Raw genomic sequence first — 24,794 nt, forward strand, 5'->3', positions numbered from 1 at the left:
TCAACCCCGCATCGCTTTGCCCTGCGGGTCGTACGGCGACGGCTCAACCACGCGGGCTGGGCGTTCAACGCCAACCACATGCACCGACAGCTCAGTCCCTGGATTAGCCTTGTCGCGATCTACCAGAGCCATGGCCAGGGACTTGCCGGTGTAGTGCCCAAAGCCTCCCGACGTCACAAAACCCACACGTTCGCCGCCTGCCCAAATGGGTTCATACCCGCTGGCATCCGCGTCCAACGCGTCGACCTCAAGCGTCACCTGTACCTGCGCTGGTCCGTTGCCATCGCGCTCGGCCAGCGCCGCATCTTTGCCGACAAAATCCTTGTCCCAGTCGATCCAGCGATCCATCCCGGTCATGCCGGGCGTATAGAGTTGGGTGAATTCTGCAGACCAGATACCAAAGCTCTTCTCAATCCGCGTCGACAGCATCGCGTTGAAACCGCATTCGCGGATTTCCTCATCGGCCCCGGCCTCCAACAGCATACGGCGTAGCTTGATATGGTCGCCATAGCGGCAGTTGATCTCGTACCCCTTCTCGCCCGTCACTGACATCCGGGCAACGCGGGCGCGGACCAGTCCAATATCGAAGTCGCCACAGCCCATGAATTTCAGGCCCGAGATGTCCTGTTCTGCCAATCTCTCGACCACGGTCTCTGACCTCGGCCCAACCACGGCAAATCCACAGTATTCTTCACCCAGATCGCGGACCGTGACGCCATCCATCATGTGATCATCAAACCAACGCATATGCCATGCGCGCAGATAATAGCTGCCCATGATCCACCAGGTGCCATCGCCCCAATTGAGCACGGTCAGGTCGCCCTTAAGCCGCCCGTTTTCTCCCAGCATCGGGGCCAACTTAGCCCGGCCCGGTGCGGGCAGTTTCGAGGCCATCACCTTGTCCAGCCAAGCCTCGGCATTTGGTCCGGAAACCTCAAAGCGCGAGAAGCCCGAGATATCCAGCAGACCCACGCCTTCACGGATTGTTCTACACTCTTCGGCTACGATGTCATGCGCGTTCGAGCGTTTCAGCGTCGGGGTTTCCTCAAACCCTTCCGGCGCGAAATAGAGCGGCACTTCCAGATCCCAGCTCACACCCCATTTGCACCCGGCCTCGGTCATCGCGTCATGTGCAGGAGCCATCTTCAAAGGACGGCCTGCTGGCAATTGCTCGTTTGGATAGGTCATCACGAAACGGCGCGAGTAGAATTGCCCGGTGGTCTCGCGGATATACCGTTTGTTCTGTGCAAAATCGCCATAGCGTGCCACATCCATTGGCCACGCGTCGGCCTCTGGCTCGCCATGGATCATCCACTCGGCTAGCGTCTTGCCGACGCCACCACCCTGTAGGAACCCGGCCATCACCGCACAGGCTGACCAATAACCGCGCTTGCCCGGGACCGGACCGACCAGAGGGTTGCCATCAGGCGAGAAGGTAAACGCGCCATTCACCCATGTTTTGATGCCAACATTCTGGATCGACGGGTACCGTTCAAAGCCCAAAGTCAGCTCATTCTCAATCCGGTCAAGCTGTTCCTGAAACAGCTCTTCGCCGTAATTCCAAGGCGCACCGTCCATGGCCCAGTGTTCATGATCGACTTCGTAGATACCAACCAGAACACCCTTCTGGTCCTGCCGCATATAGGTGAAACCTTCGAGGTCCACGGTCATCGGCATCTCGAAATCTGCCTCAGCCACCTCGGGCACGGTATCAGTAATAAGATAGTGATGTTTGAGCGGCGACACCGGCAGTTCCACCCCTGCCATACGGCCCACCTGCTTGGCCCAGAGACCTGCGGCATTGACCACATGCTCACACGTGATGGTGCCCTTGTCGGTCACAACTTCCCAGCCATCCGCGGTCTGCGTCAGGCGTTCGACCTTGGTTTCCTCGTAATACTCGGCTCCGCGCTTTTTGGCTGCTGTGGCATATGCCTGAACTGTTCCAGTGGTATCGATATAGCCTTCGCGGTCCGCCCACATTGCGCCTAGCACGCCGTCGGTTGACATGATCGGGCAGCGTTTTTGTGCCTCTTCCGGGGATAACAATTCGCAATCATCAATGCCGATAGATTGAAAGATGCGGTAGTTGGCCTGCAACCATTCCCACCGCTCAGGCGTTCCCGCCAGCGTCAGGCCGCCGGTCATATGCAGGCCGATGTTCTGACCCGATTCCTTTTCGATCTCGCTGAGCAAATCGATGGTATAGGCCTGAAGCGACGCCATGTTGGGATCGGCGTTCAACGCATGGATGCCCCCAGCCGCATGCCAAGACGAGCCCGAGGCCAGGCGCCGACGCTCCAACATCACCACATCCGACCAGCCGAACTTGGCAAGGTGATACAGAACCGAGGCCCCCACAACGCCGCCGCCAATTACCACTACGCGATACTGCGATTTCATCCCAACCTCCCCCGGGTGACTCGCAAGGGACGCTAGACGCACTGTTCACTTCTGTCTAGACATTTCTGTACAGTTCTGTGCGTTCTACAAAAAACGCGCGTTAAATCCGGGCACTTGGTCGCGCGCGAATGGAATCAAACCAAGCTTGTGTGGCTGTGTTGTCGTCAGGAATGCGCATCTTGATGACACGTGCAAAATCGACAAATACAAATGTGGTGATGTCAGCGAGCGTGAATGAGCCGCCTGATACGAATTCGTTTTCGCACAGACGAGCTTCTAATAAATCAAAAAACGCGACCACCCGTGCAGTTCCGCGCTGCGCCAGTTCGGGAATCTGCGCATGGTTCGCGGTTCCTGTGATGGCACGGTCTTTGAAAGAGGGATGGGTATTGCGCAACGTCTCGGCAATCGGCGCACCGCATTGCTGCTCGGCAATGGCGTTCCACATCAAAACTTTGCCCTTTTCATCCGCTGTTCGGCCCATCAACGCAGGCTCAGGAAAACGCGCTTCGAGATAGGCCGCAATACCGAGATTTTCGGTGAGCACGGTACCTTCATCCGTGATCAGCACCGGGATCGTCGCGCCGGGGTTCACCGCCCGAAAAGCATCACTCAGTTGCTCGCCATTTGCGATCGAGATTTCGCGCGTCTCAATCTCCAACCCTTTTTCTGCAATGAACATCCGGGCTCGGCGTGGGCTGGGCGCGGTCGAGCAATCATAGAACAGCATTTGACGATCCCCTCTGAGGCTTCACACCCCAAACGTTAGACCGCCCCAGTGCAACAGCGCGAGTCCGATCACAAAGTGACCCTACGGCAGATCACCGTTGATAGATGAAGCAGCGACCCTCAACCGCACCACTCGGCAGCGGCAGCTCGGTCAAATCCTCGAAATACATGCGATCGCTCGAGACCATCAACCCACCACGCGCCAACAGCGGCTCAATCAAAGGTGAGATGAGACGGGAAAATGTATCGTTCTTTTGCCGGTTATGTCCCCCTAGATCGGCGTGGATCAGACTGGCCGACGCGCCAAACTGCGCGACCGATGCGGGCAGCGTTTCACGCACGTCACCCAAAATTACGCGATCATCGGGCGGTGTTGAATCGGGGTGCGAGGCGACCGCACGTTCAAAAACATAAACTGGGCGGTCCTTTATATGCTGAACCATGTGATGATAAGTGCGCCCATTTCCCAGCCCAAGCTCAAATACCGGGCCTTCATGCCCAGTGGTCTGCGCGATTGCATAATCCAAACAAGCACGCTGCGAGACCATGCGATCAATAAACAAATCTAGACGACTTTGAGCTTCCGGCACAACGATTACCCCTATTAGCAGACACCGCACATTACGTGTGCCTTTCGATCAGGTAGTGACAAATTCTCAAGGGAATGTGTAGGCGCACCGCCAAGAATTCACGATTCCGCGACGTTTCAGGTGCAGAAGGTGTTTGACTACCCCGCCCGAACCGCGCGAAACTACGAAAAAAAGACAGGGAGTTCACAAAGCCGATGTTACCTAGCGGCCAGACGGGTGGAAAACCCGCATGAGTGCGTTGTTGTCCGTTCGGAATCTCAGCATCGGCTTCGGCAAGGGTCCTTCCGTGGTTCAAGATGTCAGCTTTGATGTCGAGCCTGGACAGACACTTGCATTGGTTGGTGAATCTGGATCGGGCAAGACGATTTCGTGTCGCGCTGCTCTGCGGATCCTGCCCCGTACTGCTCAAATCCGTAGCGGTACGATTACCCTGAACGATTCCAGAGGCACGGCGGAGTTAACTCAACTCAGTGAACGTCAAATGCGTGACATTCGAGGCAATCGGGTGTCGATGATCTTTCAGGAGCCGATGCGCTCGCTCTCTCCGCTTCACAAAATTGGAAACCAGGTCAGCGAAGTTCTTTGGCTGCACCGCGGCGCATCTGAATCTGAGGCACGCAAAGAAGTACTGACGCAATTTGAACGGGTGGGCTTTCCCGACCCGGCCCGCGCCTATGACAGCTATCCGTTTGAATTGTCCGGTGGCATGCGACAGCGGGCCATGATCGCGATGGCGATGGTTTCCAAACCTGAATTGCTCATCGCGGACGAACCAACCACTGCGCTGGATGTAACAACTCAGGCGCAGGTTCTTGGGCTCATCAAAGAACTGCAGCGTGAAACCGGTATGGCGCTAATTCTGGTCACGCATGATTTGGGTGTCGTCGCCAACATGGCCGAGCAGGTTGTTGTCATGCACAAAGGTCGTGTGATGGAGGCCGGTCCAGCCGCCCTGATCCTGAACGACCCGGCGCATCCCTACACCCAGCAACTGTTCGATGCAGCACCAGAAATACCTGACCAGGATGCGGTGGGCATACCGATGCCCGATGAAGACCTGATATTGCAGATGACCGGGGTTTCGAAGACCTACACGATGCGGTCCAGCAAAGGCTGGAGAGCGGACAAGCTGATCCACGCCTGCCGCGGCGTCGATATGAAGCTGGCGCGCGGCAAAACACTTGCGATCGTTGGCGAAAGCGGATCGGGCAAAACCACCGCAGCGCGTATCGCTCTGGGCGCCGAACTGCCGGACCCAGGCGGAGAAGTGCTGTTCCGGACAAACAAGGAAGCCGAGCCGCTCACGGTTCACAACATGACGCGCGCCGAGCGTACTGCCTTCCAGCGCAAGGCGCAGATGGTGTTTCAGGATCCGTATAGCTCACTTAGTCCCCGAATGCGCATTCAGGATGCGATGACCGAACCGTTGGAAATTCACCGCCTCGGAACAGTAGCAGAACAGCGCGATAAAGCAGCCGAAATGTTACAGAGGGTCGGACTGAACGCAGACATGCTCAAACGTTATCCGCACGCGTTCTCAGGCGGGCAGCGGCAACGTCTGTCTATCGCCCGCGCGATGATGTTGGACCCGGCTTTGATCGTTTGTGACGAGCCTACTTCGGCCTTAGATGTTTCTGTGCAGGAACAAATTTTAACCCTGCTCGAAAACCTGCAAGACAGTCTGAACCTGTCTTACCTGTTCATCTCGCATGATCTCGCCGTTGTCGCGCGCATCGCTGATGAAGTTGCCGTGATGCGTCGGGGGCTGGTGGTTGAACAAGCCCCGCCTGAAACTCTCTTCTATAACCCACGTCATCCTTACACAAAGGCATTGATTGCCGCCCAGCCTGAACCGGATATCAATCGACCGATAGACCTGAAACTGGTTGCTTTGGGCGCGGGTTCGCCCGACAGTTGGGATGACGCCTTTCGATTTTCCGACACCGTGATACCCTCGCTGGTAGAGTTGGAGCCCGGCCATAAGGTACGTTGCCATGTTTAAGACCACTCATCGTTTGTTTCTGGCGACCGCGCTGGTCGTTGCAGCAGGTCTGCCCGCCACGGCAGAAATCCCGGCCAATCTTCAGGAAATCCCCTACTGGGAAGCCGAAGTTGAAGGTGGAAAGCTGCCACCTGTCGCCGACCGCATTCCGCAAGACCCGCTAATCGTTGATCTGGCCGCGAAGGGGCGCGATTTCGGAGCCCCCGGCGGAACATTGCGAACCATGGTTACCCGGTCCAAGGACATCCGCCAGATGGTGGTCTATGGCTATGCGCGGCTTGTCGGCTTTGACCATGAATACAACATCGTGCCCGATCTGTTGGCCTCTTTCGAAAACGAAGACAATCGCAAGTTTACCTTGAATTTACGCCCTGACCACAAATGGTCGGACGGCACTCCGTTTACGTCTGAGGATTTCCGATATTGGTGGGAAGACGTCGCCAATAACGAGTTGCTCAGCCCTTCAGGCCCACCTGATTTTTTGCTGGTTGAAGGTAAGGCGCCTACGGTAACTTTCCCTGATGAAACGACCGTCGTGTTTGAGTGGGCAAATCCGAACCCTGACTTTCTGCAATCTCTTGCACAGGCACGCCCGCCGTTTATCTACCGCCCATCAGAATTTCTCAAAAAATACCACGAGAAGTTTGCCGATCCTGAAGAACTGGCTTTTCAGGTCGAAGACGCGCGGGTCAAAAGCTGGGCGGCGCTGCATAACAAGTTGGATAACCTGTACAAATATGACAATCACGAATTGCCCACATTGCAGCCCTGGCTCAATGCAAGCTCGGGCAAGAAAATCCGGCACAGCTTCATCCGCAACCCCTACTATCACAGGGTTGATTCAAAGGGGGTGCAGCTCCCTTATATCGATGTGGTCGAGATGGAGATTGTTGCCCCAGGTCTTGTCGCGGCCAAGACTAACGCGGGTGAAAGTGACCTCCAAGGGCGCGGGCTGGCATTCCGCGACGCGTCGATCCTGAAAAAAGGCGAAGCGCAAGGAGACTACAAAACGCTCTTGTGGAAGACCGGAGTCGCATCCCAAATCGCCATCTATCCAAACCTGAACTTCGAAGACGAAGCCTGGCGCAACGTACTACGTGATGTGCGCGTCCGCCGGGCCCTTTCCCTCGCGATAGACCGCAAAACAATCAATCAAGCGCTCTATTTTAAGCTGGCCCATCCCGGCGCGATGTCAGTTTTGCCTGCGTCGCCATTCTATGACGAAGCAAATGCAAAGGCTTGGGCAGACTACGACGTCGATATGGCGAATGCGCTGTTGGATGAGGCTGGATTGACCGAGCGGGATAAAGACGGCATTCGCCTACTGCCTGACGGACGTCCTATGGAGTTGGTTATCGAAACTGCAGGCGAGAGGCAGGAAGTAGAAAATGCCCTCCAAATCGTTACAGATACCTGGCGCGAGATCGGTGTCGAACTTGTGATGCGCCCCCTGGATCGGGACATTCTGCGTAATCGGGTCTTCTCGGGCAACACGATGGCCTCAGTCTGGTTTGGCTGGGATGACGGCATCCCGCAATTGCACACCTCGCCTGCCTATCTGGCGCCTACCGATCAGGTCTTTCTGGCCTGGCCCAAGTGGGGGCAGTATTACCAGACAGCTGGAGGATCAGGCGAGCCACCAGACATGCCCGAAGCCGAACTTCTCATGAAACTCGCGCATGACTGGGAAATCGCCACAACCGATGAAGAGCGCGCGGCAGTCTGGACTGAGATGCTGAAAATTCACGCGGATCAGCTGTATGCCATTGGTATTCTTAACGGCGCACCGCAACCAATCGTTGTGTCAAACCGGCTGAAGAACGTGCCCGAACAGGCCATGTGGGCCTGGGAGCCCGGTGCGCATTTCGGCATTCATCGTCCCGACGAGTTTTTCTTCGCCGACTGATCAGGAGCAGCTAAATGGTCATGCTGCGCTATGCGGTGTATCGCTTTTTCACGATGCTGCTGACGCTGTTGGTGGTGTCGGTACTGATCTTCGTGATCATCAACCTTCCCCCAGGCGACTACCTCAGCAATCAGATCGCTGAGTTGCAGGCCTCGGGCCAGTCTGCGGGCGTGGCCAAGGCCGAGTTTCTGCGCAAAGAGTATTCTCTGGATCGTTCGTTGCCGGAACAATATCTGATCTGGATAGGTTTCTGGCCCGGCCCGCACGGGTTCGAGGGCCTCTTGCAGGGCAATTATGGCTGGTCATTCGAATTTGACCGCCCCGTGCGCGAGATCGTGGGCGATACGCTCTGGTTGACTGTCGTGGTTAATCTGGCTGCCATTCTATTCGTCTATGCTGTGGCCCTGCCGCTGGGCGTTCTTGCGGCGGCCAAATCAAGAACATGGATCGATTATACTTCTGCTTTTGTTGGGTATCTGGGCCTTGCGACGCCAAACTTCCTGCTGGCGCTGATACTTTTCTACTACGGCCATCGCTACTTTAACCTGCCAATTGGCGGCCTGATGGACCCTTCCTTTGAGGGTCAACCGATGAGCTGGGACAAGTTGAAATCCATTCTTGTTCACCTGATCGTTCCGACCTTCGTCATCGGCACCTCGGGCGCTTCGGCAATGATGCAGCGCCTGCGTGCCAACATGCTAGATGAGTTGGGCAAGCCTTATGTTGAAACCGCTATCGCCAAGGGGATGGCCCCGTCGCGGATGTTGACGAAATACCCGCTGCGGGTGGCCTTCAACCCCTTTGTTGCCGATATTGGCAACCTACTGCCTTCGATGGTTTCAGGTTCGGTTCTGGTCTCGGTTGTTCTGGGTCTGCAAACCATCGGGCCAACATTGCTGACCGCGCTTAAAACACAGGATCAGTTCCTGTCTGCTTTCATTCTGATGTTCGTGGCCTTGCTGACGCTGATCGGTACCATGATCTCGGACATCCTGCTGGTCATGCTTGACCCGCGCATTCGGTATGAGGGGCGAGAAGCATGAGTGAACGCCCCGATGGTCGCTATGTCGACGAAGCCCCGTTTGATCCGCAAGCCTCGCTCCAGCAGCTTGAGCGCGCAGATCTCGATGCCCCAAATTGGGTCTTGGTCTGGCGCAAGTTCAGAACACACAAGCTGGGTCTGATTTCAGGTATATTCCTGCTGTTGTGCTATCTGATGCTACCCTTCGCGGGATTCATCGCACCCTATGGGCCGAACGACAGAAACGGTGAGCACCTCTATGCCCCACCCCAGTCTATCAACTGGTTCCACGAGGGCGAATTCATAGGTCCTTATGTCTATCCCATTGTTGCAGAAGCGGACCTTGAAACCTTCCAATGGAAGTTCGTACCCGACACAGAAGACCCGCGCCCGATCCGGTTCTTCTGTGAGGGCTCCGAGTACAAACTGGCAGGCCTGATAAAATCCGACACCCACCTGTTTTGTGCACCTGAAGGCGCCACGCTGTTCCTATGGGGCTCCGACCGCTTGGGACGTGACGTCTTCAGTCGAATTCTTTACGGCGCCCAATTGTCGCTGACCGTAGGCCTGATCGGCATCTCAGTGTCTTTCTTCCTCGGCATCCTGTTCGGATCGATGGCCGGGTATTTTGGTGGGCGCATCGACTGGGTCATAAACCGTGTGATCGAAATTCTGCGTTCTCTGCCGGAACTCCCACTTTGGCTGGCTTTATCTGCAGCCGTGCCTTCGAATTGGAGTCCTGTTGCTGTCTTCTTCATCATCTCGATCATTCTCGGCATACTCGACTGGCCCGGCCTTGCCCGATCCGTACGCGCCAAATTCCTTTCGTTACGGGAAGAGGAATATGTTCGCGCCGCCGAGATGATGGGCGCAAGCTCGGGTCGCGTGATCCGCAAGCACCTGCTTCCGAACTTCATGTCGCACCTGATTGCCTCAGCCACACTGTCAATACCAGCGATGATCCTTGGAGAAACCGCGCTCAGCTTCCTTGGTCTTGGCCTGCGCGCCCCGGCGGTCAGCTGGGGGGTCATGCTAAATGACGCGCAGAACCTTGCTTCGATCGAGATCTACCCGTGGACGGCGATTCCGATGCTACCAATCATCGTAGTCGTGTTGGCCTTCAACTTTCTTGGCGACGGACTGCGCGACAGTCTGGACCCCTACCAGCAATGAGCCTGCTATCCGCCCTCCCTTCAACTGACACATATCGGGTCAACGGGGAGGGTGCGCGGCCCAGCGCTTTTGCAGTCTCGGAACTGGCAACGGCCAGTTTTGCTGCTGTTGGTCAGGAAATGTCACGCCTTGTGACTGCGCTCAATCTGTCGCCAGAACCGCCGGATGTTTCCGTGGACCATCGGTTGGCTTCTCTATGGTATGGCTTCTCATTCAAACCCGACGGATGGGACATGCCCAACCTTTGGGACGCGATCGCAGGAGACTATCAGGCCTCAGATGGCTGGATCAGACTGCACACCAATCTGCCGCATCATCGCACTGCTGCTTTGAAGGTACTCGAGGTCAACCCTGATCGGTCATCGGTTGAACGCTCGATCCGAGACAGGACCATTTCGGAACTCGAAGCCGCAATTGTCGCAGAGGGTGGGGTTGCTTCCGCGATGCGCAGTCGTGCAGAATGGCATGACCATCCGCAGGGACGTGTACTCGCACGTGAACCATTGATCGGCTGGCAAGGCCCACGGAATATCAAGCTACGCGACCGGCCACAGGCGACCGTCGAGCGCCCCCTTGCAGGGCTACGCGTGCTCGACCTCACACGAATACTGGCAGGGCCGGTTTCTACAAGAACACTTGCGGGTTTTGGGGCCGAAGTCCTTAGGATCGACCCTCCTGGCTGGGATGAGCCCGGCGTCATTCCTGACATCTCACTGGGCAAGCATTGCGCCTATCTGAATCTGAAATCGCCCGCGGGAATTGGACAACTTCAGGAACTTCTCAAACAAGCTGACGTATTTGTTCATGGGTATCGCCCCGGTGCCCTAGACGCGCTTGGTTTGGCTAAATCCACGCGTGATCAGCTTGCCCCCAACAGGGTCGAGGTCACATTGGACGCCTATGGCTGGCAAGGTCCTTGGGCCTCACGCCGGGGATTTGACAGTCTGGTTCAGATGAGCGCCGGGATCGCGCACGCAGGAATGGAATGGGCCGGGGTCGACGAGCCAACCCCGCTACCTGTGCAGGCACTCGATCACGCGACTGGATACTTGATGGCTGCTGCTATTCTTTCGGCTCTGGCCGAGGCTGCATCCGGTCAAGCGGTCATGGATGCTCGGCTTTCACTTGCACGAACCGCAGAACTGCTCGCCACTCTCGCCAAAAGCGATACTGAAGTAGATATCACCGGTGCGTCACTTTCAGATTATTCGGATGTGCAAGAACATTCCGGATGGGGAGCAGGTCACCGTTTGAACCCAGCACTGACTGTAGGCACTTCCAAGATGCGATGGTCTCTGCCCGCCTCAAAGCTTGGATCATCAGAACCAGTCTGGCCTTCACTCGCCACGTAGACCAACCGCCGCGCGGAGCGCGGCCCCGCCCAACGTTTTGTATGGCGTCTCATTCGAGACGCCGCTCAAAGAGGCGGGAGCCGCCTTAGCGATCGTCGCCGCCGGGCCCGATATCATCCAGATAATCCTCGTCAATCGCAGCTTGAACAGCGCCTGTAACCGCTTCGCGCTGCTTTGGCGTTAAGTCTTCGGCCTCTTTGCCGTCTGCCAACCTTACGGTGACCTCGCGATGCGCGAACCGGATACCTTCGCGGGCAAACAGTTCACGGATATCTTGATATACTTTCTTGCGCACCAGCCACTGATCGCCTGGTTTGGTCATGAACTTGACCCGGATAATCATCGCCGAATCCTGCATCTCGATCACGCCCTGAGATTTCAGAGGCTGGATAAAGTTTTCTCCGATCACCGGATCACTCAACAATTCCTGACCCAATTTTTTGATCAGCTTCCGTACTTTTTCGACATCCGTGTCATACGTCACACGCAACGGAAGCTTCATGATCACCCAATCGCGCGAGTAATTGGTCAGCACCTTGATCTCACCAAAGGGAATCGTGTTGAGCGCGCCCAGATGGTGTCGCAACTGGAAGGACCGAACCGAGATCTTTTCAACCGTTCCCTTCACATCGCCGATATCGATATATTCACCTTTACGGAATGCATCATCCATCAGAAAGAACGCACCCGAAAAGATATCGCGCACCAGCGTTTGCGACCCAAATCCTACGGCCAATCCTACAACACCAGCACCCGCAAACAGCGGGCTGACATTGATCCCGAGTTCCATCAATACAATCAGCGCGATAGTGACAACGACCACAGCCAGGATGGCACCGCGAAACAGGGGAAGCAAAGTCGCAAGCCGGCTCTGTCCACCTTCGCCCCCTTCGTCGCCGAGCTCGGCATCGGCGGCACCATCGTCAACCTCTTCTGCAATCTTGCTGTCGATCCAGACCCGGAAAAAATGAAACAGAATATAGCCGATGAACAAGATCACCATCACATCAAGCGCTCGCTCGATTGGCAGATCATCGCTCCAGTTGGCTTGCGGATTCCAGATCACGACCAGCGCATATAGCCCCACCACAAAGGCCAGAATACCGGCCACCCTTCGGGCAAGATCTTCGTAGGTCAATATGGCGTGTTTGCGCTTTTCAGCCTCGGGTGTGACAAGCGCTGCAGCCTCACCTGCCTCGGCTTCATCTGCTTCGGTATTCAGTTCCGCGATCTGACGATTGCGATCAAAGTAGCGTTCCAGCAGATAGTTCATCGCACCATATGCAACGACCACTGACATAAATATTGCATAGCTGCTGGCTACGATCGGGACGGAATCCTCGATCTCCAAAACCAGATCAACTGCTAGCTTGAACCAGCTGAACACAATGTAGAGCATCAATACCGGCGCCCAGGCGAACGAGATAAATCGTAATATCCACGAAACTTGTTCGGGCATACGCCCGCCACGGATCGCATGAGAAATCGCGCGGGCATTGAACAATATCATCAAGAGATTGCCCAGCGCACCGGCCAAAGTCAGGCTGCCATAAACCAAGGCATAAACATTGTAGTTCAGCCCAAAATCCGCAACCCAAGTCGAGAAAAGCACGACCGAGATATCAAACGTCGCGATTGCCGACGCCCACCGGTATAGCCGCTTGGCGTCCCGATCGGAAAACGGGGGCAAACGGTACTGGCTGAGAAACGGTGACAAGATCATCCGCCACAAGTCCGCAACCGTGCGCGACAGGAAGAACGCAGTAAAAATCGCGGTGACAGTGAACTGAATGGATATATCCTCGGCTTCGCCAAAGAACAGATACCCCACGATCAGCGCCATCAGCATCGCAAAGATCGTCCCACCGATGCCCATTACGAAGCGGTAAACCAAGAAAGGCATTTTCTCGCGATAGCCAACGGGGTTTTCCTTGATGCGGGCAACAACCCAACGCTTGGCGATACGCTTTCCGTAAATCTCGGTCGATAACCAGCGTCCCAGCAGAAGAAAAACAATGTTCCAGGCCAAGACCTCGAAATAGGTCTGAATACGGCCATCCGGGCTGGTTTGTCTCAGAACGTACTGCACCTCAAAAACCGAATACGGAAGCGCTTCTAAACGCGAGCGCACAGATTCCCGAAATTTCGAGAACCGCTCCTGAGCCTTCATCAGTTGAGACCCTTCCGCCATCGGGTCAGCGACCTCTGGATCAGATGTTGCCCCGCCATTATTGGCTGACGAAACCACCTGTCCCGCGCTGTCGATTACGATGACACTCGCACCAGCTTCAGAAGCCGCGCGGATCGCAGCTGCCAGATCGCCCTCTTCTGCCGAACTTGATGTGCTGGTTTCTTCGGACGATCCAATTGGATATCCTGGGATCAGCGAGGTTTGCGCCTCTGCTCTGGGTACGCATGCAAGCATTGCGGCCCAAAGCACCAGAAACAGCCCGGCCAGAATATTCGTTTTCATAGTGTCTCGCACCCAAATCACAGTTGCCGGCAAGACTACAGAAGCTTGGTCTGCTGTTCAAATCATCCGCGCACGCAAAGGCATCTTTGCGTGAGGCCAGTGGCCTCGGCGCAAACGTCTGGATAAGGTATTTTCAAGCAAACAAAAATTGAATATGACGGCCTGAGCCCTAGGATCGCACGCAATCTTGTTCATTGCGGGCAATCGCCAACAAAGGGGCCGCGTCACATTGACGACAAGGTAACGAATATGCTGTTGCCAATTCGCAATGTTTGGCGCATTTGCAGGGAAAAATTCCCACCTTTTGCGCGCAGGCGCGAATGAAATAGGATACTCAGGTGCAAACGCGCGGAGTTGCATCGGAACCGAAACAGGCGAAGGCATGAGCCGAGGTAACAAAAACGAACATCACGGCCGCGCGCCTCGTATCCTGCTATACAGTCACGACACGTTCGGTCTGGGCCATTTGCGCCGGTCTCGAGCTTTGGCGGCAGCGATTACACAGGCCGATCAACGCGCTTCGGCTTTGATCTTGACCGGCTCTCCGGTAGCGGGTCGTTTTACTTTTCCACGGCGGGTTGACCATGTTCGGCTGCCTGGCGTCACCAAACGCGCGGACGGTTCTTACGCCTCACAAACCATTGGCATGGGGATTGATGATGTAACCGAGCTGCGTGCAAGCCTTATCCAAACAGCTGTCACGCAATTTGACCCAGATGTTCTGATCGTCGACAAAGAACCGACCGGGTTTCGCGGTGAATTGTTGCCGACGCTGGAATATCTTGAGAGCTCGGGTTCGACCAAGCTGGTTCTGGGTCTGCGCGATGTTCTGGACGAACCCGATGTACTGGCCGCCGAATGGGAACGCAAAGAAGCGATCTCAGCAACCGAGCGTTTCTACGATGAGATCTGGGTATATGGCTTGCGCTCGATCTATGACCCGACCCAAGGTCTACCCCTCAGTCCGGCAGCGCAACAACGCATGCACTGGACCGGATATCTAAGGCGTGATCTGGGGCCTGTCGGAGAGCCCCCCAAGCAACCTTATATCCTGATTACGCCCGGCGGTGGCGGCGATGGTAAAGCGATGGTCAACCTCGTGCTGTCCGCCTATGAGAAAGACCCGGACCTTTCTCCTCGTGCCGTGCTAGTCTATGGGCCATTCCTGTCAGGTGAATTGCGCGAGGATTTTGAAACCCGCGTCGCCGCACTTGATGGCCGGGTCACAGCTGTAGGCTTTGAATCCCAGATCGAAACGCTGTTCGCCGGAGCAGCCGGTGTGGTCTGCATGGGCGGCTACAATACATTCTGCGAAGTACTGTCCTTCGACAAGCGCGCGGTCATCGTCCCGCGCACAACACCCCGTCTGGAACAATGGATACGCGCCTCTCGCGCGGAAGATCTGGGACTGGTGCGAATGCTCGATGAAAATCGTGACGGTCTGACGGCGGACGCGATGATCCACGCGATCCGTAATCTTCCCCTTCAGCCCTTGCCGTCGCAAGCCATAAGCGCCGGTTTGCTGGATGGTCTGAACTACGTCACCCATCGCATCACCGCACTACTAGCCGCAGAACAAGAGCGCGCGATAGGATGATCAAAACACACCCCAGGCTTGCGGTGCTAGTCAAAGGCTGGCCGCGCCTGTCCGAGACGTTCATTGCCCAAGAACTCGTTGCCTTGCAGGAGGCTGGCCACAACTTCGATATCTGGTCTTTGCGCCATCCGACCGACGCCAAGCGGCACCCGCTGCATGATCGTTTCAATGGGCAAGTACGCTATCTGCCAGAATACCTTTATGACGAACCTGAACGGCTTGCCGCTGCACGCGCCGTCGCTTCGGGTTTGCCCGGATACCCAGAGGCATATCGGGTCTGGCGGCAAGACCTGCGCCGAGACCAAACCCATAACCGCATTCGCCGGTTCGGACAGGCCTGCGTGCTAGCTGCCGAGTTACCTGAGGAAACGCAAGCGCTGTACGCGCATTTCATGCACACGCCATCGTCGGTCGCCCGTTACGCCGCGATCATGCGCGGCCTGCCGTGGAGTTTTTCAGCGCACGCCAAAGATATTTGGACCTCGCCAGACTGGGAAAAGAAGGAAAAACTGCACCTGAAAAGTCACGGAGCCACTTTTGGGGCAACCTGCACCGCAATCGGTGCAGCGCATCTGCGCGAATTGGCTGATGATCCTGCGCGCATTGAGTTGATTTACCACGGTCTGGACCTGTCCCGTTTTCCGACCCCTCCTAAGCGTGGCCAGTGGGCGGCCGACGCACCCTTTCATATGCTTTCAGTCGGGCGGTTGGTCGAGAAAAAGGGCTTTGATCGCCTTATCGACGCGTTTGCTCTGCTCCCTCAAACTTTAGACTGGCACTGGACCCATATCGGCGGGGGAACTCTGGCCAAAAAACTGAGTGCACAGGCCGATGCCGCAGGGCTGTCAGATCGGATCACCTGGATGGGTGCATGCGACCAGCCTGAGGTCATTGCCGAGATGCGCCGCTCTGACCTGTTTGTGCTGCCCAGCCGGATTGCTGAAGATGGTGACCGAGATGGCTTGCCGAACGTGCTGATGGAGGCGGCGTCTCAGCGCCTTCCGATTTTGTCGACGCCGATATCGGCGATCCCAGAGTTCATCGAAACTGGCGTCCATGGAATTCTATCGCACGACGACCCGGCCTCCTTGGCCTCCGCCATTTCCAACCTTGCCCAGAACCCGGCCAAAACCGCGCAAATGGCAGAGGCAGCGTATGACCGTTTGATCGCCGACTTTCGTATGGATCCGGGCATACATCGCCTGTCCGAGCGGTTAAACGCATTGTGCACGGATGGTCGGTGATGGCTCGGGTGGCTTTTTATGCGCCGATGAAATCCCCCGACAGCCCCAAGCCTTCGGGCGACCGCGAAATGGCACGCAACCTGATCACCGCAATCCGCGCCCAAAACAACATTGTTGAACTCGCATCAGACCTGCGGATTTACGACAAGAAGGGTGAGTGCCCACTTCAGAATCAGTTGCGAGACAAAGCGATGGTCGAAGCTACGCGGCTGATCACGGAACTGCCATCGGACACAGACCTTTGGGTGACATATCACAACTACTACAAAGCGCCGGACCTGTTGGGCCCCGTAGTATGTCGCGCGCGGGGTATCCCATATGTACAGCTGGAAAGCACTCGTGCCACCAGTCGGCTCTCGGGTCCATGGGCCGGGTTTGCCCAGTCGGCGCACGACGCCTGTGATGCCGCGCAGATAATATTTTATCACACAGCCAACGATCTGATCACGCTGGAGCGCGAGAAATTCCACACACAGACATTGGTAGAATTGCCTCCGTTTCTGCCAGTTGCTGAATTGCCTTCCCCATCTGCCCGCGATGGCCCGATGCTGACGGTGGGTATGATGCGTTCTGGGGATAAGTTGGCCTCGTACACGATTCTGGCCGAGACGCTGGGGCATCTCACAGGCGATTGGGTGCTGGACATCGCTGGCGATGGCCCTGCCCGTCCCAAAGTCGAAGCGCTGATGGCGCAGTTCGGGTCCCGCGTCAGGTTTCTGGGTCAGCTTGATCGAGACACATTGCAAGAGCACTACCGTCAGGCATCGATGTTTGTCTGGCCCGGCGTCAACGAGGCCTATGGCATGGTCTATCTTGAGGCCCAGGCCAGCGGTGTTCCGGTCGTGGCACAAGATCGCCCCGGCGTGCGTGATGTACTGATGCCCTCTGATCATCCCAATGTAAGTTCGGGCACCAAAGGGCTGGCCGCTCGTATACAGTTGCTCTTGGATGATCCCGACCTTCGGCGAACCGAGGGTGATCGCGCCCGCGCCTACATCGCGCAACGCCATCTGATCCCGTCGGCGACGGATCGGTTCTGGATTGCCGTGCGCCCCTTGTTGGAGAAAGAAGAATGACCCGCCTCGCCCTATTGCGCCACGGACATACCGAATGGAACCGCGCAGGTCGCATTCAGGGTCGCAGCGACATTCCCCTGGATATTGATGCCCGTGCCGAGCTTGCAGGATATCGTCTGCCATCGCCGTGGGACACTGCATCGATCTGGTCCAGCCCGCTAAGTCGCGCGGCTGAAACCGCTGAACTTGTATCTGGCAAAGCCCCCAAAATATCCAAAGCGTTGACCGAGATGAACTGGGGAGAATGGGAAGGGCAACGCGGCGTGGAACTGATCGCGATTCCCGACAGCGGCTATCGTCATATTGAAGCGTGGGGTTGGGATTACCGACCACCTAACGGTGAAAGCCCGGCTGAACTTTGGGCAAGAATCGCGCCATGGCTGGATGGTCTAATGGGCGATAATCTTGCTGTCTGCCATATCGGCATCATGCGGGTGATTTTGGCCAAGGCCTGGGGCTGGAACTTTGCAGGCCCCGCCCCGTTCAAAATCAAACGCAACAGGTTATTTGTCATCGAGTTGAATCCGATGCGGGCCCAGCCCGAACCCGTCCGCCTGCTTGCGCGTGAGGCCTGAAAATGAAGGTGATGATCGTCGTTACCCACCTGTTGGGCACCGGGCATCTGAGCCGGGCACTGACATTAGGGCGCGCATTCGCTGTTCAGAACCATGAGGTTCTTGTCGTCTCCGGAGGTATGCCCGCACCGCAGCTGGATACGGACGGTATGTCTCTGCTGGGGCTGCCGCCACTGAGGTCGGATGGCACCGATTTTATCCGATTGCTTGATCAGAATGGTACCGTTGCAGACGCCGCCTATTTAGAAGCACGCGCGACCGGACTGGTTCAGGCAGTACGCAGCTTCGGGCCGCAGGTTCTGATCACCGAGCTATATCCGTTTGGACGACGTTCGCTCGCAGCAGAATTCCAAGCGGCAATAAAAGCCGCGCGGGGGATCTCTCGCCCCCCTGTCATACTGAGTTCGATCCGCGATATTCTTGCGCCGCCATCAAAGCCTGCAAAAGCGATCCGAACGGACGAAGTTATTGCAGAGTATTATGACGGCGTTCTGGTCCATGCCGACCCTCGGATCACACCGCTCGACGTCAGTTGGCCTGTTTCACCGCAGCTGGCGGCACGGCTGCACTACACGGGTTTCGTCGCACCAAGCGCACCGCCAAGCCATCCGGAGGGTACAGGTCGGGACGAGATCATCGTAAGTGCCGGTGGCGGATCAGTTGGCCAACCGATCTTTCAGGCGGCCATTGAGGCCGCCCGAAAGATGCCCAACAGGCGCTGGCGCCTGTTGGTGGGAGGACAGGATGCCAAAGCGCGCATCGCCGAGCTTTCGCAGTTGGCCGAGGGGACAACGGTTATTCTGGAACGCGTTCGCCCCGATTTTCGCCAAATGCTTCCGCTTGTTGCGGCCTCGGTTAGTATGTGCGGCTACAATACAGCCATGGACCTGCTGCAATGCGGTGCCCCTGCTGTGTTGATCCCATTCGACGACGGCAAAGAAGTCGAGCAGGGATTGCGTGCGCGGGCACTTTCGCAATTGGATGGGGTTGAGGTACTAAACAGTTCTGAACTATCCGGACCCTCACTGCTGAACGCACTGGATCGTGTCATGTCGGGTCTTACTCGTCACTCAATGGCTGAAGGGTTCGATGGCGCCCGTCGATCGGTGGAAATTGCGACAGACTTGTATGAGGCCCGCCGATGAGCCCTGATTGGCAACCCTTGATGATTGAGTTGCAGCGCTGGGAAGAAGCGGATTTGACGCTACCCTTGTGGTGGCGCGATGACGACGCGATCACGGTGACGCCACAGCTCGAAAAACTCACATTGATATCCGTTGAGCTGGGATTACCTGTCCATCTGGCTGTGATCCCGCAACCAGCTGAGGTGTCATTGGCGGAATATGTACGTGATCAGGCTGCCTTGATTCCGGTTGTGCATGGCTGGGCGCATCAGAACCACGCACCCATAGGTGAAAAGAAAGCCGAGTTCCGTTTGCACCGGCCAATCGACGCCATTGTTTCTGACGCAAGGGCCGGACTGAATCGGCTACAGAACCTGTTCGGTGATCAGTTACGTCCGATGTTTGTACCGCCTTGGAACCGGATTGATCCTGAAGTTACAGTTCATCTCCGAGGGCTGGGTTTTCGGATAGTATCGACCGCAACACCTCGGAAAACAACACTCGCCGCTCTTGGTCTCGAGCAGGTAAATACGCATCTCGATCCCATCGACTGGCGCGGAACACGCGGCTTGGCTGACCCGAATACGCTGATTTCGCAGGTGGTCGTGCTGCTACAGGATCGACGCACGGGGCGCGCAGACAATGCAGAAGCATTTGGGGTGTTGACGCATCATCTGGTCCATGATCAGGACATCTGGACGTTTACGAAAGACCTGTTGCACAGGCTGCTTGATGGGCCAGGAATTCCTTGGACTGCGCCATGCAACGAAATTCTAGGAGAACCCGAATGAGTCGACTGGATTCCATGCTGCGACGCCTGACCGCGCAACGCGACGGGTTGAATTGGGCCGCTGCACAGATCGACGCCATGGACGGAGATGTTCTAGACTTGGGGCTGGGCAATGGACGTACCTATGACCATTTACGCGAGATCCTGCCTTTGCGCCGAATTTGGGTAATGGATCGCGTATTGCAATGCCATCCTGACAGCACGCCTCCTGCAGAAGATTTTCTGCAAGGCGAAGCGGAACCGATGTTACTGAAATTGGCGGAAGCTGGCCATACTATCGCACTAGCGCACTATGATTTTGGTCGCGGGATCAAGTCAGACGACGTTGCCGAAGCAGCCTGCCTGAGCCCTCTGGTCAAACAGGTGATGTGCCCCGGCGGCTTGCTGATATCAGGACAACCCCTGGTAGGTTTCACCCCGATACAGGGCCCTGAAACCATCGCACCTGATCGCTATCTGTTTTATCGCGCCTGATGCAACTTCATATGCTGCTCCAAGCGATCAACAAGCAATTTGGTCACCAAAATGAGCAAGTGTACCGTACTTTGGGGATGCTGGTAGCGGAGGAGACTGCCAAACTATCTTCTCATGTGATTCCTGAAATTCTCACTTCATTCTGTAAACTAAGAAAAATATCCAGCTTTTCGTCCTATCCTTTTTCATCCCATCTCGCACTGTCTTATGTTTTTTGATCGGTCAAATGATGGGACAGAAAAACGATGCCTTCTCATACAGTACGAAAAGTTCAAAGCCTCAAAGAGCCGGGGATGCATGGCGATGGAGGCGGTCTGTATCTGCGCATTGGCAAAGCCGGGGTAAGTCTTGGATACTTAGGACCGTCGTATACGGGAAAAGAAGAAACCTAGGGTTGGGGTCCGCCTCGTTGGTCAGGCTGGCCGAGGCCAGAGAGTTAGCGCGTGAGTAAAGAAAAGTGGCTCGGTCTGGCAGCGATCCGGATACCGTCAGAAAACGGGAAACGCTGACGTGTCGCGAAGCCGCCCTGCGCACGCACGCATATCTGCTGCCAATGTGGCATAGCAAACGGTATGGGGAAATTTGGCTTTTGGCGATTGAGAGATATGCTTTTCCTAGCTTGGGGGACCGACAAATTTAGACCATCGGGACATCTAGTCTGATGGCGGTGCCACAACCGATTAGTAAGGACGTATTCTCAGGAGAAGATGTAGAAAAAATGCAAGCGTTCACTAACGATGCTATGCGGTGGTTAGATAAGAGTTTGTAGAGGGATTAAAGCCAAAGGGAAATCTTCACGGCATCTACGCCGGATTTCCGCCTCCTCATCGGTAACCCGCCTAAACGCTCCAATTCAGACTATTACATCTCTATGTGGGCGACCTGTGCTCTGATGGCGCTACACAGAGCCACATCCGAAATGCTGGAGTACTCTGAGATTTGGGTCGCCAGCGTAAACACTGGCTGCTCCTGCAAAATTGGTCCGGTCAGACGTGAAATGGGCGGCCAGCGCCGCCCACAATGATTCTCAATTCCGGCTGTGTTACCGTCCTTCGAACCTATCAAGCGCCGAAGGATAGTTTCTATCGTCCCGCGAGCCTCCGTTTGTGCTCTTTGACGAACTTGTGCCGCCTGAGAAACTCCCTGCATTTGTGGTATCGGCACCGTTGCCCCAGCCGTTATCCCCTTTCTTCGTTTGGGTGGGCGGGTCAGGGTCATCAGGTACGTCCTCGGCGTAAACAGGCACCGAGAAAGCCATGGTCGCCGCTAATAAGCTGATGATAGTAAGTTTGGATTTTGACATAATATTCCCCCAAAAATAGTCGGATAAACACTTGGCCAAAATTGAGGCAAGCAATACCAAATTACTTGAACGAGATTGAACCAAATTTGAATGCATCGCTCACGCTACGTTAACATTCTCTAATGCCCTCAAAGCTGGGAAACCCTGAAGCAAGAAGGGCTCGGTGGCAGGTAGCCATCTGATAATGATGGAAAATAGAGCGCTGGGCATGGAATCGCACACATGGGCTTCCAGCCACAATAAAGCATCAAAATCGCGCACTTTGTCCCCCATATGCCCCCCAGCAATCAGCGCAGAGGGTACGGGACGAGCCAGCATTCATTTAAGTGATTGGTTTTAATGGTAGCGGAGGAGGGACTTGAACCCCCGACACGCGGATTATGATTCCGCTGCTCTAACCAACTGAGCTACTCCGCCACGAGTGAGAGGCGATGTAAGCGACGGACCGGAGAGGGTCAAGAGGGAATTGAAGGTCTGATGGGATTCTTTGTGTGCGCTTTCAGTGAGGGTTTTGTTTTTTCATGTCGGCGTGGGTCATGCCGGCGATTTGGCGGATGAAACGTGCGCAGATATTAGGTTCAGTGATCAGGATCATGTGACCTCGATGTTCCAGTTTTTCGAAGGTGAGGCCGAATTTCGTCATTGATGCACCGTGTGTCTCAGCCGACAGGATCGGATCTTCGGTGCCGAACAGGATGCCTCCGGGCGTTTTCAGATCACTGTATCGTTGGGTTAATTCACCCATGCTGCTTTCTACGCCGATGACGTCTTGCGACGCGGTGATGAAGGCCGAAGGTCGCAGGCCGAGAGCGCCCCCGGCGCGGTTTAGAAAATCGGCAGGCGCGGGTTCAGGGGCGAAGACATCTTTCAGAACCAGCGGTGCTGTTTTACGGGCCATCGGCACGGCGATGGTGTTTCCGATTAGGCTGCGCAACCAATCGGAGCGGATTTCCAGTGGTTTGAAGACGGCAGGCGGTTCGGGCATCTGCTGCGTGAGAGGGGCCAGAAGTGCCAGCGCCGAGATAGTGTCGGGATAGTCCAATGCCATTGCCAGCGATACCGCGCCGCCAAGCGAATGGCCAACCAGTATGCTCTGGTCGACGTTCTTGGTTTCCAGAAACGCGTGGATCATCCGGGCCTGTTCAGGCAGGGCGGCCAGCGCAGCGGTATCACGGGTTGAGTAACCGCAACCCGGTCGGTCGACCGCGAGAACGTGATAGTCCTCTGCCAGATCATCCATCAATGCGTATGTAAAATGCTGCAACTGGCCCGAGAGGCCGTGGATCAGGACGATGGTCGGATTAACGGGGTCGCCCTTTTCGACATAGTGGATGCTGCCTCCCTGAACGGTCACGATTTGTCCCAATTGTGGCACCATCTCGATCCCTTGACGGGTCAGGCGGCGCGTCCAGAAGTTCATGCACAGCAGGAAAGCCACCAGCAGCAGGACAATCGTCAGCAGGATCGACATTATGGGTCTCCGATCGTTTCTCTCACAGGATGATATTGTTCGAGCCCGGATCGCGCCATGCGTTTTCTGAACTCGGACACAGTGCCAGGCCACAGCGTTGTATTGCGCCCCTCAGCGTCCTGATACCATGAGGTGCAGCCCCCAGATTGCCAAACGCTTTCGAGGTGACGGTCCTGCATCTCTTTCGTAAACGCCACCTGTTTGTCGGTTTTCGGGGTGATGGTGCGAAGACCACCCTCCTGCATTTCTGTTAGAACACGACCGATATGAGCCACCTGTGCTTCGATCATAAGCACGACAGAGTTGTGCCCCAGCCCGGTATGCGGGCCGAGTAATATGAAGAAATTAGGAAACCCGGCAATTGCGGTGCCAAGGTTGGCCTGCATACCCCCTGACCAGGCCTGTTTCAGTGTCAGATCATTGGTTCCAGTTATGTCGAGATTATCGACCACATCAGTGACATGGAATCCGGTTCCCCAGACCAGAACATCAGCGATGAACTCGCGGCCGTCACCCGCGATGATGTGATCACCTTCAACCCTGGAGACGGCATGCGGCACCACATCCACGTTGTTTTGTGCCAGTGCCGGATACCAGTCATTTGAGCTGAGGATGCGTTTACATCCAATTGTGTAGTCAGGCGTCAGCGCGGCTTTCAGGTCTGGATCGGTGATCGCGCTGTCCAAGGCCTGGCGCCACATTTTCATTGCAAAATCGACAGCCCGCGGTTCGCCCCGAAACACGCGATGACGAAACTCAAACAGCATATAGATCAGTTGGCGCCGTATGCGGGGCAGCACTGGGAAGTACCGATACAAGCGGCGCACCCATGGTGCAATCGGGCCGTCCGGGCGAGGCAGAACATAGGGCGCGCTGCGTTGGAAGATGGTGACCTGCGCCGCAGTTTTAGCGATCTCGGGGACGAACTGAACGGCTGAAGCTCCAGTGCCGATGACAGCGACTCTTTTACCAGAAAGCGAAACATCGTGATCCCATTCTGCGGAATGGAAGCTAGGGCCTGGAAAGCTGTCAGCGCCGGGGATATGCGGGATACGCGGCACGTGCAGCGCGCCGATAGCCGAGACCAGAAACCGCGCTGACCAATGGTTGCCGTCCTCTGTCTCGACCTGCCATCGCGTACCATCCCACCGCGCAGATTTGAGTTTCCGATGAAAGTGACAGAGTTGGTACAGCCCCTCATCCCGCGTGATTTTCTGCAAATAGGACTGGATTTCGGCGCCACCTGCATAGGCGCGGCTCCAATCCGGGTTTAGATGTGTCGCCATCGAGTAGAGATGCGAGGGGATATCGCAAGCGACGCCAGGGTAAGTGTTTTCGCGCCATGTACCGCCGATGTCGGCTGCTTTCTCCAATATGACAATATCTGCGATGCCGCGCTTTCGCGCCTCAATTGCCATAATTAGCCCGGAAAAACCTGCACCGATGATAAGCATATCTGTTTGCTTCATCATCCTTCGGCCTCCTCCGTTG

The 24,794-nt window shown here is 56.0% G+C and carries 19 protein-coding genes and 1 tRNA gene; 12 read left to right on the forward strand and 8 right to left on the reverse strand.

What is annotated here, in order from left to right; genetic code table 11:
- The 3 genes from ACR0KN_RS16820 to ACR0KN_RS16830 form a co-directional block, all read right to left on the reverse strand.
- Positions 1 to 2,403 (reverse strand): GcvT family protein, encoded by a 2,403-nt coding sequence (locus tag ACR0KN_RS16820; protein ID WP_480655160.1) that lies wholly within the window; start codon positions 2,401 to 2,403, stop codon positions 1 to 3.
- Between the two features lie 100 nt (positions 2,404 to 2,503).
- On the reverse strand, positions 2,504 to 3,133 hold the full coding sequence (locus ACR0KN_RS16825; protein WP_480655162.1) for a glutathione S-transferase family protein: 630 nt from the start codon (positions 3,131 to 3,133) through the stop codon (positions 2,504 to 2,506).
- A 91-nt stretch (positions 3,134 to 3,224) separates the two neighbouring features.
- Positions 3,225 to 3,722, reverse strand: a complete 498-nt coding sequence (locus tag ACR0KN_RS16830) for a class I SAM-dependent methyltransferase (RefSeq protein WP_480655164.1) — start codon at positions 3,720 to 3,722, stop codon at positions 3,225 to 3,227.
- A 229-nt stretch (positions 3,723 to 3,951) separates the two neighbouring features.
- Between ACR0KN_RS16830 and ACR0KN_RS16835 the strand changes: the two genes are divergently transcribed.
- From ACR0KN_RS16835 to ACR0KN_RS16855, 5 genes are read left to right on the forward strand one after another with little or no spacing between them, the layout of a single operon-like run.
- Positions 3,952 to 5,724 carry an ABC transporter ATP-binding protein gene (locus tag ACR0KN_RS16835; protein ID WP_480655166.1) on the forward strand — a complete coding sequence of 591 codons (1,773 nt, stop codon included), beginning with the start codon at positions 3,952 to 3,954 and terminating at the stop codon, positions 5,722 to 5,724.
- Positions 5,717 to 7,630 carry an ABC transporter substrate-binding protein gene (locus tag ACR0KN_RS16840; protein WP_480655168.1) on the forward strand — a complete coding sequence of 638 codons (1,914 nt, stop codon included), beginning with the start codon at positions 5,717 to 5,719 and terminating at the stop codon, positions 7,628 to 7,630. Before ACR0KN_RS16835 ends, ACR0KN_RS16840 begins: the two co-directional genes overlap by 8 nt.
- Positions 7,631 to 7,644: 14 nt before the next feature.
- On the forward strand, positions 7,645 to 8,673 hold the full coding sequence (locus tag ACR0KN_RS16845; RefSeq protein ID WP_010437945.1) for an ABC transporter permease: 1,029 nt from the start codon (positions 7,645 to 7,647) through the stop codon (positions 8,671 to 8,673).
- A complete protein-coding gene (locus tag ACR0KN_RS16850) occupies positions 8,670 to 9,824 on the forward strand; it encodes an ABC transporter permease (protein WP_480655170.1) in 1,155 nt (384 codons plus the stop codon). Before ACR0KN_RS16845 ends, ACR0KN_RS16850 begins: the two co-directional genes overlap by 4 nt.
- Entirely contained in the window at positions 9,821 to 11,176 is a 1,356-nt protein-coding gene (locus tag ACR0KN_RS16855; protein ID WP_480655172.1) for a CoA transferase, read from the forward strand. The genes ACR0KN_RS16850 and ACR0KN_RS16855 overlap by 4 nt, the downstream gene beginning before the upstream one ends.
- Before the next feature lie 85 nt (positions 11,177 to 11,261).
- Here ACR0KN_RS16855 and ACR0KN_RS16860 read toward each other — a convergent pair whose 3' ends face one another.
- A complete protein-coding gene (locus ACR0KN_RS16860; RefSeq protein WP_480655174.1) occupies positions 11,262 to 13,649 on the reverse strand; it encodes a mechanosensitive ion channel domain-containing protein in 2,388 nt (795 codons plus the stop codon).
- A gap of 382 nt (positions 13,650 to 14,031) precedes the next feature.
- Here ACR0KN_RS16860 and ACR0KN_RS16865 point away from each other — a divergent pair, with 382 nt between their 5' ends.
- From ACR0KN_RS16865 to ACR0KN_RS16895, 7 genes are read left to right on the forward strand one after another with little or no spacing between them, the layout of a single operon-like run.
- Positions 14,032 to 15,246, forward strand: coding sequence for a glycosyltransferase family protein (locus tag ACR0KN_RS16865; RefSeq protein ID WP_480655176.1), 1,215 nt, complete (start codon positions 14,032 to 14,034; stop codon positions 15,244 to 15,246).
- A complete protein-coding gene (locus ACR0KN_RS16870; protein ID WP_480655178.1) occupies positions 15,243 to 16,490 on the forward strand; it encodes a glycosyltransferase family 4 protein in 1,248 nt (415 codons plus the stop codon). The genes ACR0KN_RS16865 and ACR0KN_RS16870 overlap by 4 nt, the downstream gene beginning before the upstream one ends.
- Positions 16,490 to 17,566, forward strand: coding sequence for a glycosyltransferase family 4 protein (locus tag ACR0KN_RS16875; protein WP_480655180.1), 1,077 nt, complete (start codon positions 16,490 to 16,492; stop codon positions 17,564 to 17,566). Before ACR0KN_RS16870 ends, ACR0KN_RS16875 begins: the two co-directional genes overlap by 1 nt.
- On the forward strand, positions 17,563 to 18,141 hold the full coding sequence (locus ACR0KN_RS16880; RefSeq protein WP_480655182.1) for a histidine phosphatase family protein: 579 nt from the start codon (positions 17,563 to 17,565) through the stop codon (positions 18,139 to 18,141). The genes ACR0KN_RS16875 and ACR0KN_RS16880 overlap by 4 nt, the downstream gene beginning before the upstream one ends.
- 2 nt (positions 18,142 to 18,143) lie before the next feature.
- Positions 18,144 to 19,286: a glycosyltransferase family protein gene (locus tag ACR0KN_RS16885; protein WP_480655184.1), complete on the forward strand. Its 1,143-nt coding sequence runs from the start codon at positions 18,144 to 18,146 to the stop codon at positions 19,284 to 19,286.
- Positions 19,283 to 20,056, forward strand: coding sequence for a polysaccharide deacetylase family protein (locus ACR0KN_RS16890; RefSeq protein ID WP_480655186.1), 774 nt, complete (start codon positions 19,283 to 19,285; stop codon positions 20,054 to 20,056). Before ACR0KN_RS16885 ends, ACR0KN_RS16890 begins: the two co-directional genes overlap by 4 nt.
- The gene (locus ACR0KN_RS16895) at positions 20,053 to 20,529 is read left to right on the forward strand and encodes a class I SAM-dependent methyltransferase (protein ID WP_480655188.1); all 477 of its coding nucleotides are present in this window, start codon (positions 20,053 to 20,055) and stop codon (positions 20,527 to 20,529) included. The genes ACR0KN_RS16890 and ACR0KN_RS16895 overlap by 4 nt, the downstream gene beginning before the upstream one ends.
- A 1,042-nt stretch (positions 20,530 to 21,571) precedes the next feature.
- Here ACR0KN_RS16895 and ACR0KN_RS16900 read toward each other — a convergent pair.
- The 4 genes from ACR0KN_RS16900 to ACR0KN_RS16915 form a co-directional block, all read right to left on the reverse strand.
- Positions 21,572 to 21,832 (reverse strand): hypothetical protein, encoded by a 261-nt coding sequence (locus ACR0KN_RS16900; RefSeq protein ID WP_139056590.1) that lies wholly within the window; start codon positions 21,830 to 21,832, stop codon positions 21,572 to 21,574.
- Between the two features lie 340 nt (positions 21,833 to 22,172).
- Positions 22,173 to 22,249: transfer RNA gene (locus tag ACR0KN_RS16905), tRNA-Met, on the reverse strand.
- A gap of 82 nt (positions 22,250 to 22,331) precedes the next feature.
- Complete coding sequence (locus ACR0KN_RS16910; RefSeq protein WP_480655190.1) at positions 22,332 to 23,303, reverse strand: alpha/beta fold hydrolase; 972 nt, start codon at positions 23,301 to 23,303, stop codon at positions 22,332 to 22,334.
- Complete coding sequence (locus ACR0KN_RS16915) at positions 23,303 to 24,775, reverse strand: flavin-containing monooxygenase (protein WP_480655192.1); 1,473 nt, start codon at positions 24,773 to 24,775, stop codon at positions 23,303 to 23,305. The genes ACR0KN_RS16910 and ACR0KN_RS16915 overlap by 1 nt, the downstream gene beginning before the upstream one ends.
- Between the last annotated feature and the right edge of the window lie 19 nt (positions 24,776 to 24,794).

This window comes from Ruegeria sp. AP7, from assembly GCF_056539905.1.

What these genes read in the sequence shown, in the direction of transcription:
- ACR0KN_RS16865 (WP_480655176.1), top strand. Translation starts at nt 14,032, where the DNA reads ATGAGCCGAGGTAACAAAAACGAACATCACGGCCGCGCGCCTCGTATC.
- ACR0KN_RS16910 (WP_480655190.1), bottom strand. Translation starts at nt 23,303, where the DNA reads ATGTCGATCCTGCTGACGATTGTCCTGCTGCTGGTGGCTTTCCTGCTG.
- ACR0KN_RS16835 (WP_480655166.1), top strand. Translation starts at nt 3,952, where the DNA reads ATGAGTGCGTTGTTGTCCGTTCGGAATCTCAGCATCGGCTTCGGCAAG.
- ACR0KN_RS16890 (WP_480655186.1), top strand. Translation starts at nt 19,283, where the DNA reads ATGAGCCCTGATTGGCAACCCTTGATGATTGAGTTGCAGCGCTGGGAA.
- ACR0KN_RS16895 (WP_480655188.1), top strand. Translation starts at nt 20,053, where the DNA reads ATGAGTCGACTGGATTCCATGCTGCGACGCCTGACCGCGCAACGCGAC.
- ACR0KN_RS16860 (WP_480655174.1), bottom strand. Translation starts at nt 13,649, where the DNA reads ATGAAAACGAATATTCTGGCCGGGCTGTTTCTGGTGCTTTGGGCCGCA.
- ACR0KN_RS16900 (WP_139056590.1), bottom strand. Translation starts at nt 21,832, where the DNA reads ATGTCAAAATCCAAACTTACTATCATCAGCTTATTAGCGGCGACCATG.
- ACR0KN_RS16850 (WP_480655170.1), top strand. Translation starts at nt 8,670, where the DNA reads ATGAGTGAACGCCCCGATGGTCGCTATGTCGACGAAGCCCCGTTTGAT.
- ACR0KN_RS16855 (WP_480655172.1), top strand. Translation starts at nt 9,821, where the DNA reads ATGAGCCTGCTATCCGCCCTCCCTTCAACTGACACATATCGGGTCAAC.
- ACR0KN_RS16875 (WP_480655180.1), top strand. Translation starts at nt 16,490, where the DNA reads ATGGCTCGGGTGGCTTTTTATGCGCCGATGAAATCCCCCGACAGCCCC.
- ACR0KN_RS16915 (WP_480655192.1), bottom strand. Translation starts at nt 24,775, where the DNA reads ATGATGAAGCAAACAGATATGCTTATCATCGGTGCAGGTTTTTCCGGG.
- ACR0KN_RS16820 (WP_480655160.1), bottom strand. Translation starts at nt 2,403, where the DNA reads ATGAAATCGCAGTATCGCGTAGTGGTAATTGGCGGCGGCGTTGTGGGG.
- ACR0KN_RS16825 (WP_480655162.1), bottom strand. Translation starts at nt 3,133, where the DNA reads ATGCTGTTCTATGATTGCTCGACCGCGCCCAGCCCACGCCGAGCCCGG.
- ACR0KN_RS16870 (WP_480655178.1), top strand. Translation starts at nt 15,243, where the DNA reads ATGATCAAAACACACCCCAGGCTTGCGGTGCTAGTCAAAGGCTGGCCG.
- ACR0KN_RS16840 (WP_480655168.1), top strand. Translation starts at nt 5,717, where the DNA reads ATGTTTAAGACCACTCATCGTTTGTTTCTGGCGACCGCGCTGGTCGTT.
- ACR0KN_RS16845 (WP_010437945.1), top strand. Translation starts at nt 7,645, where the DNA reads ATGGTCATGCTGCGCTATGCGGTGTATCGCTTTTTCACGATGCTGCTG.
- ACR0KN_RS16880 (WP_480655182.1), top strand. Translation starts at nt 17,563, where the DNA reads ATGACCCGCCTCGCCCTATTGCGCCACGGACATACCGAATGGAACCGC.
- ACR0KN_RS16885 (WP_480655184.1), top strand. Translation starts at nt 18,144, where the DNA reads ATGAAGGTGATGATCGTCGTTACCCACCTGTTGGGCACCGGGCATCTG.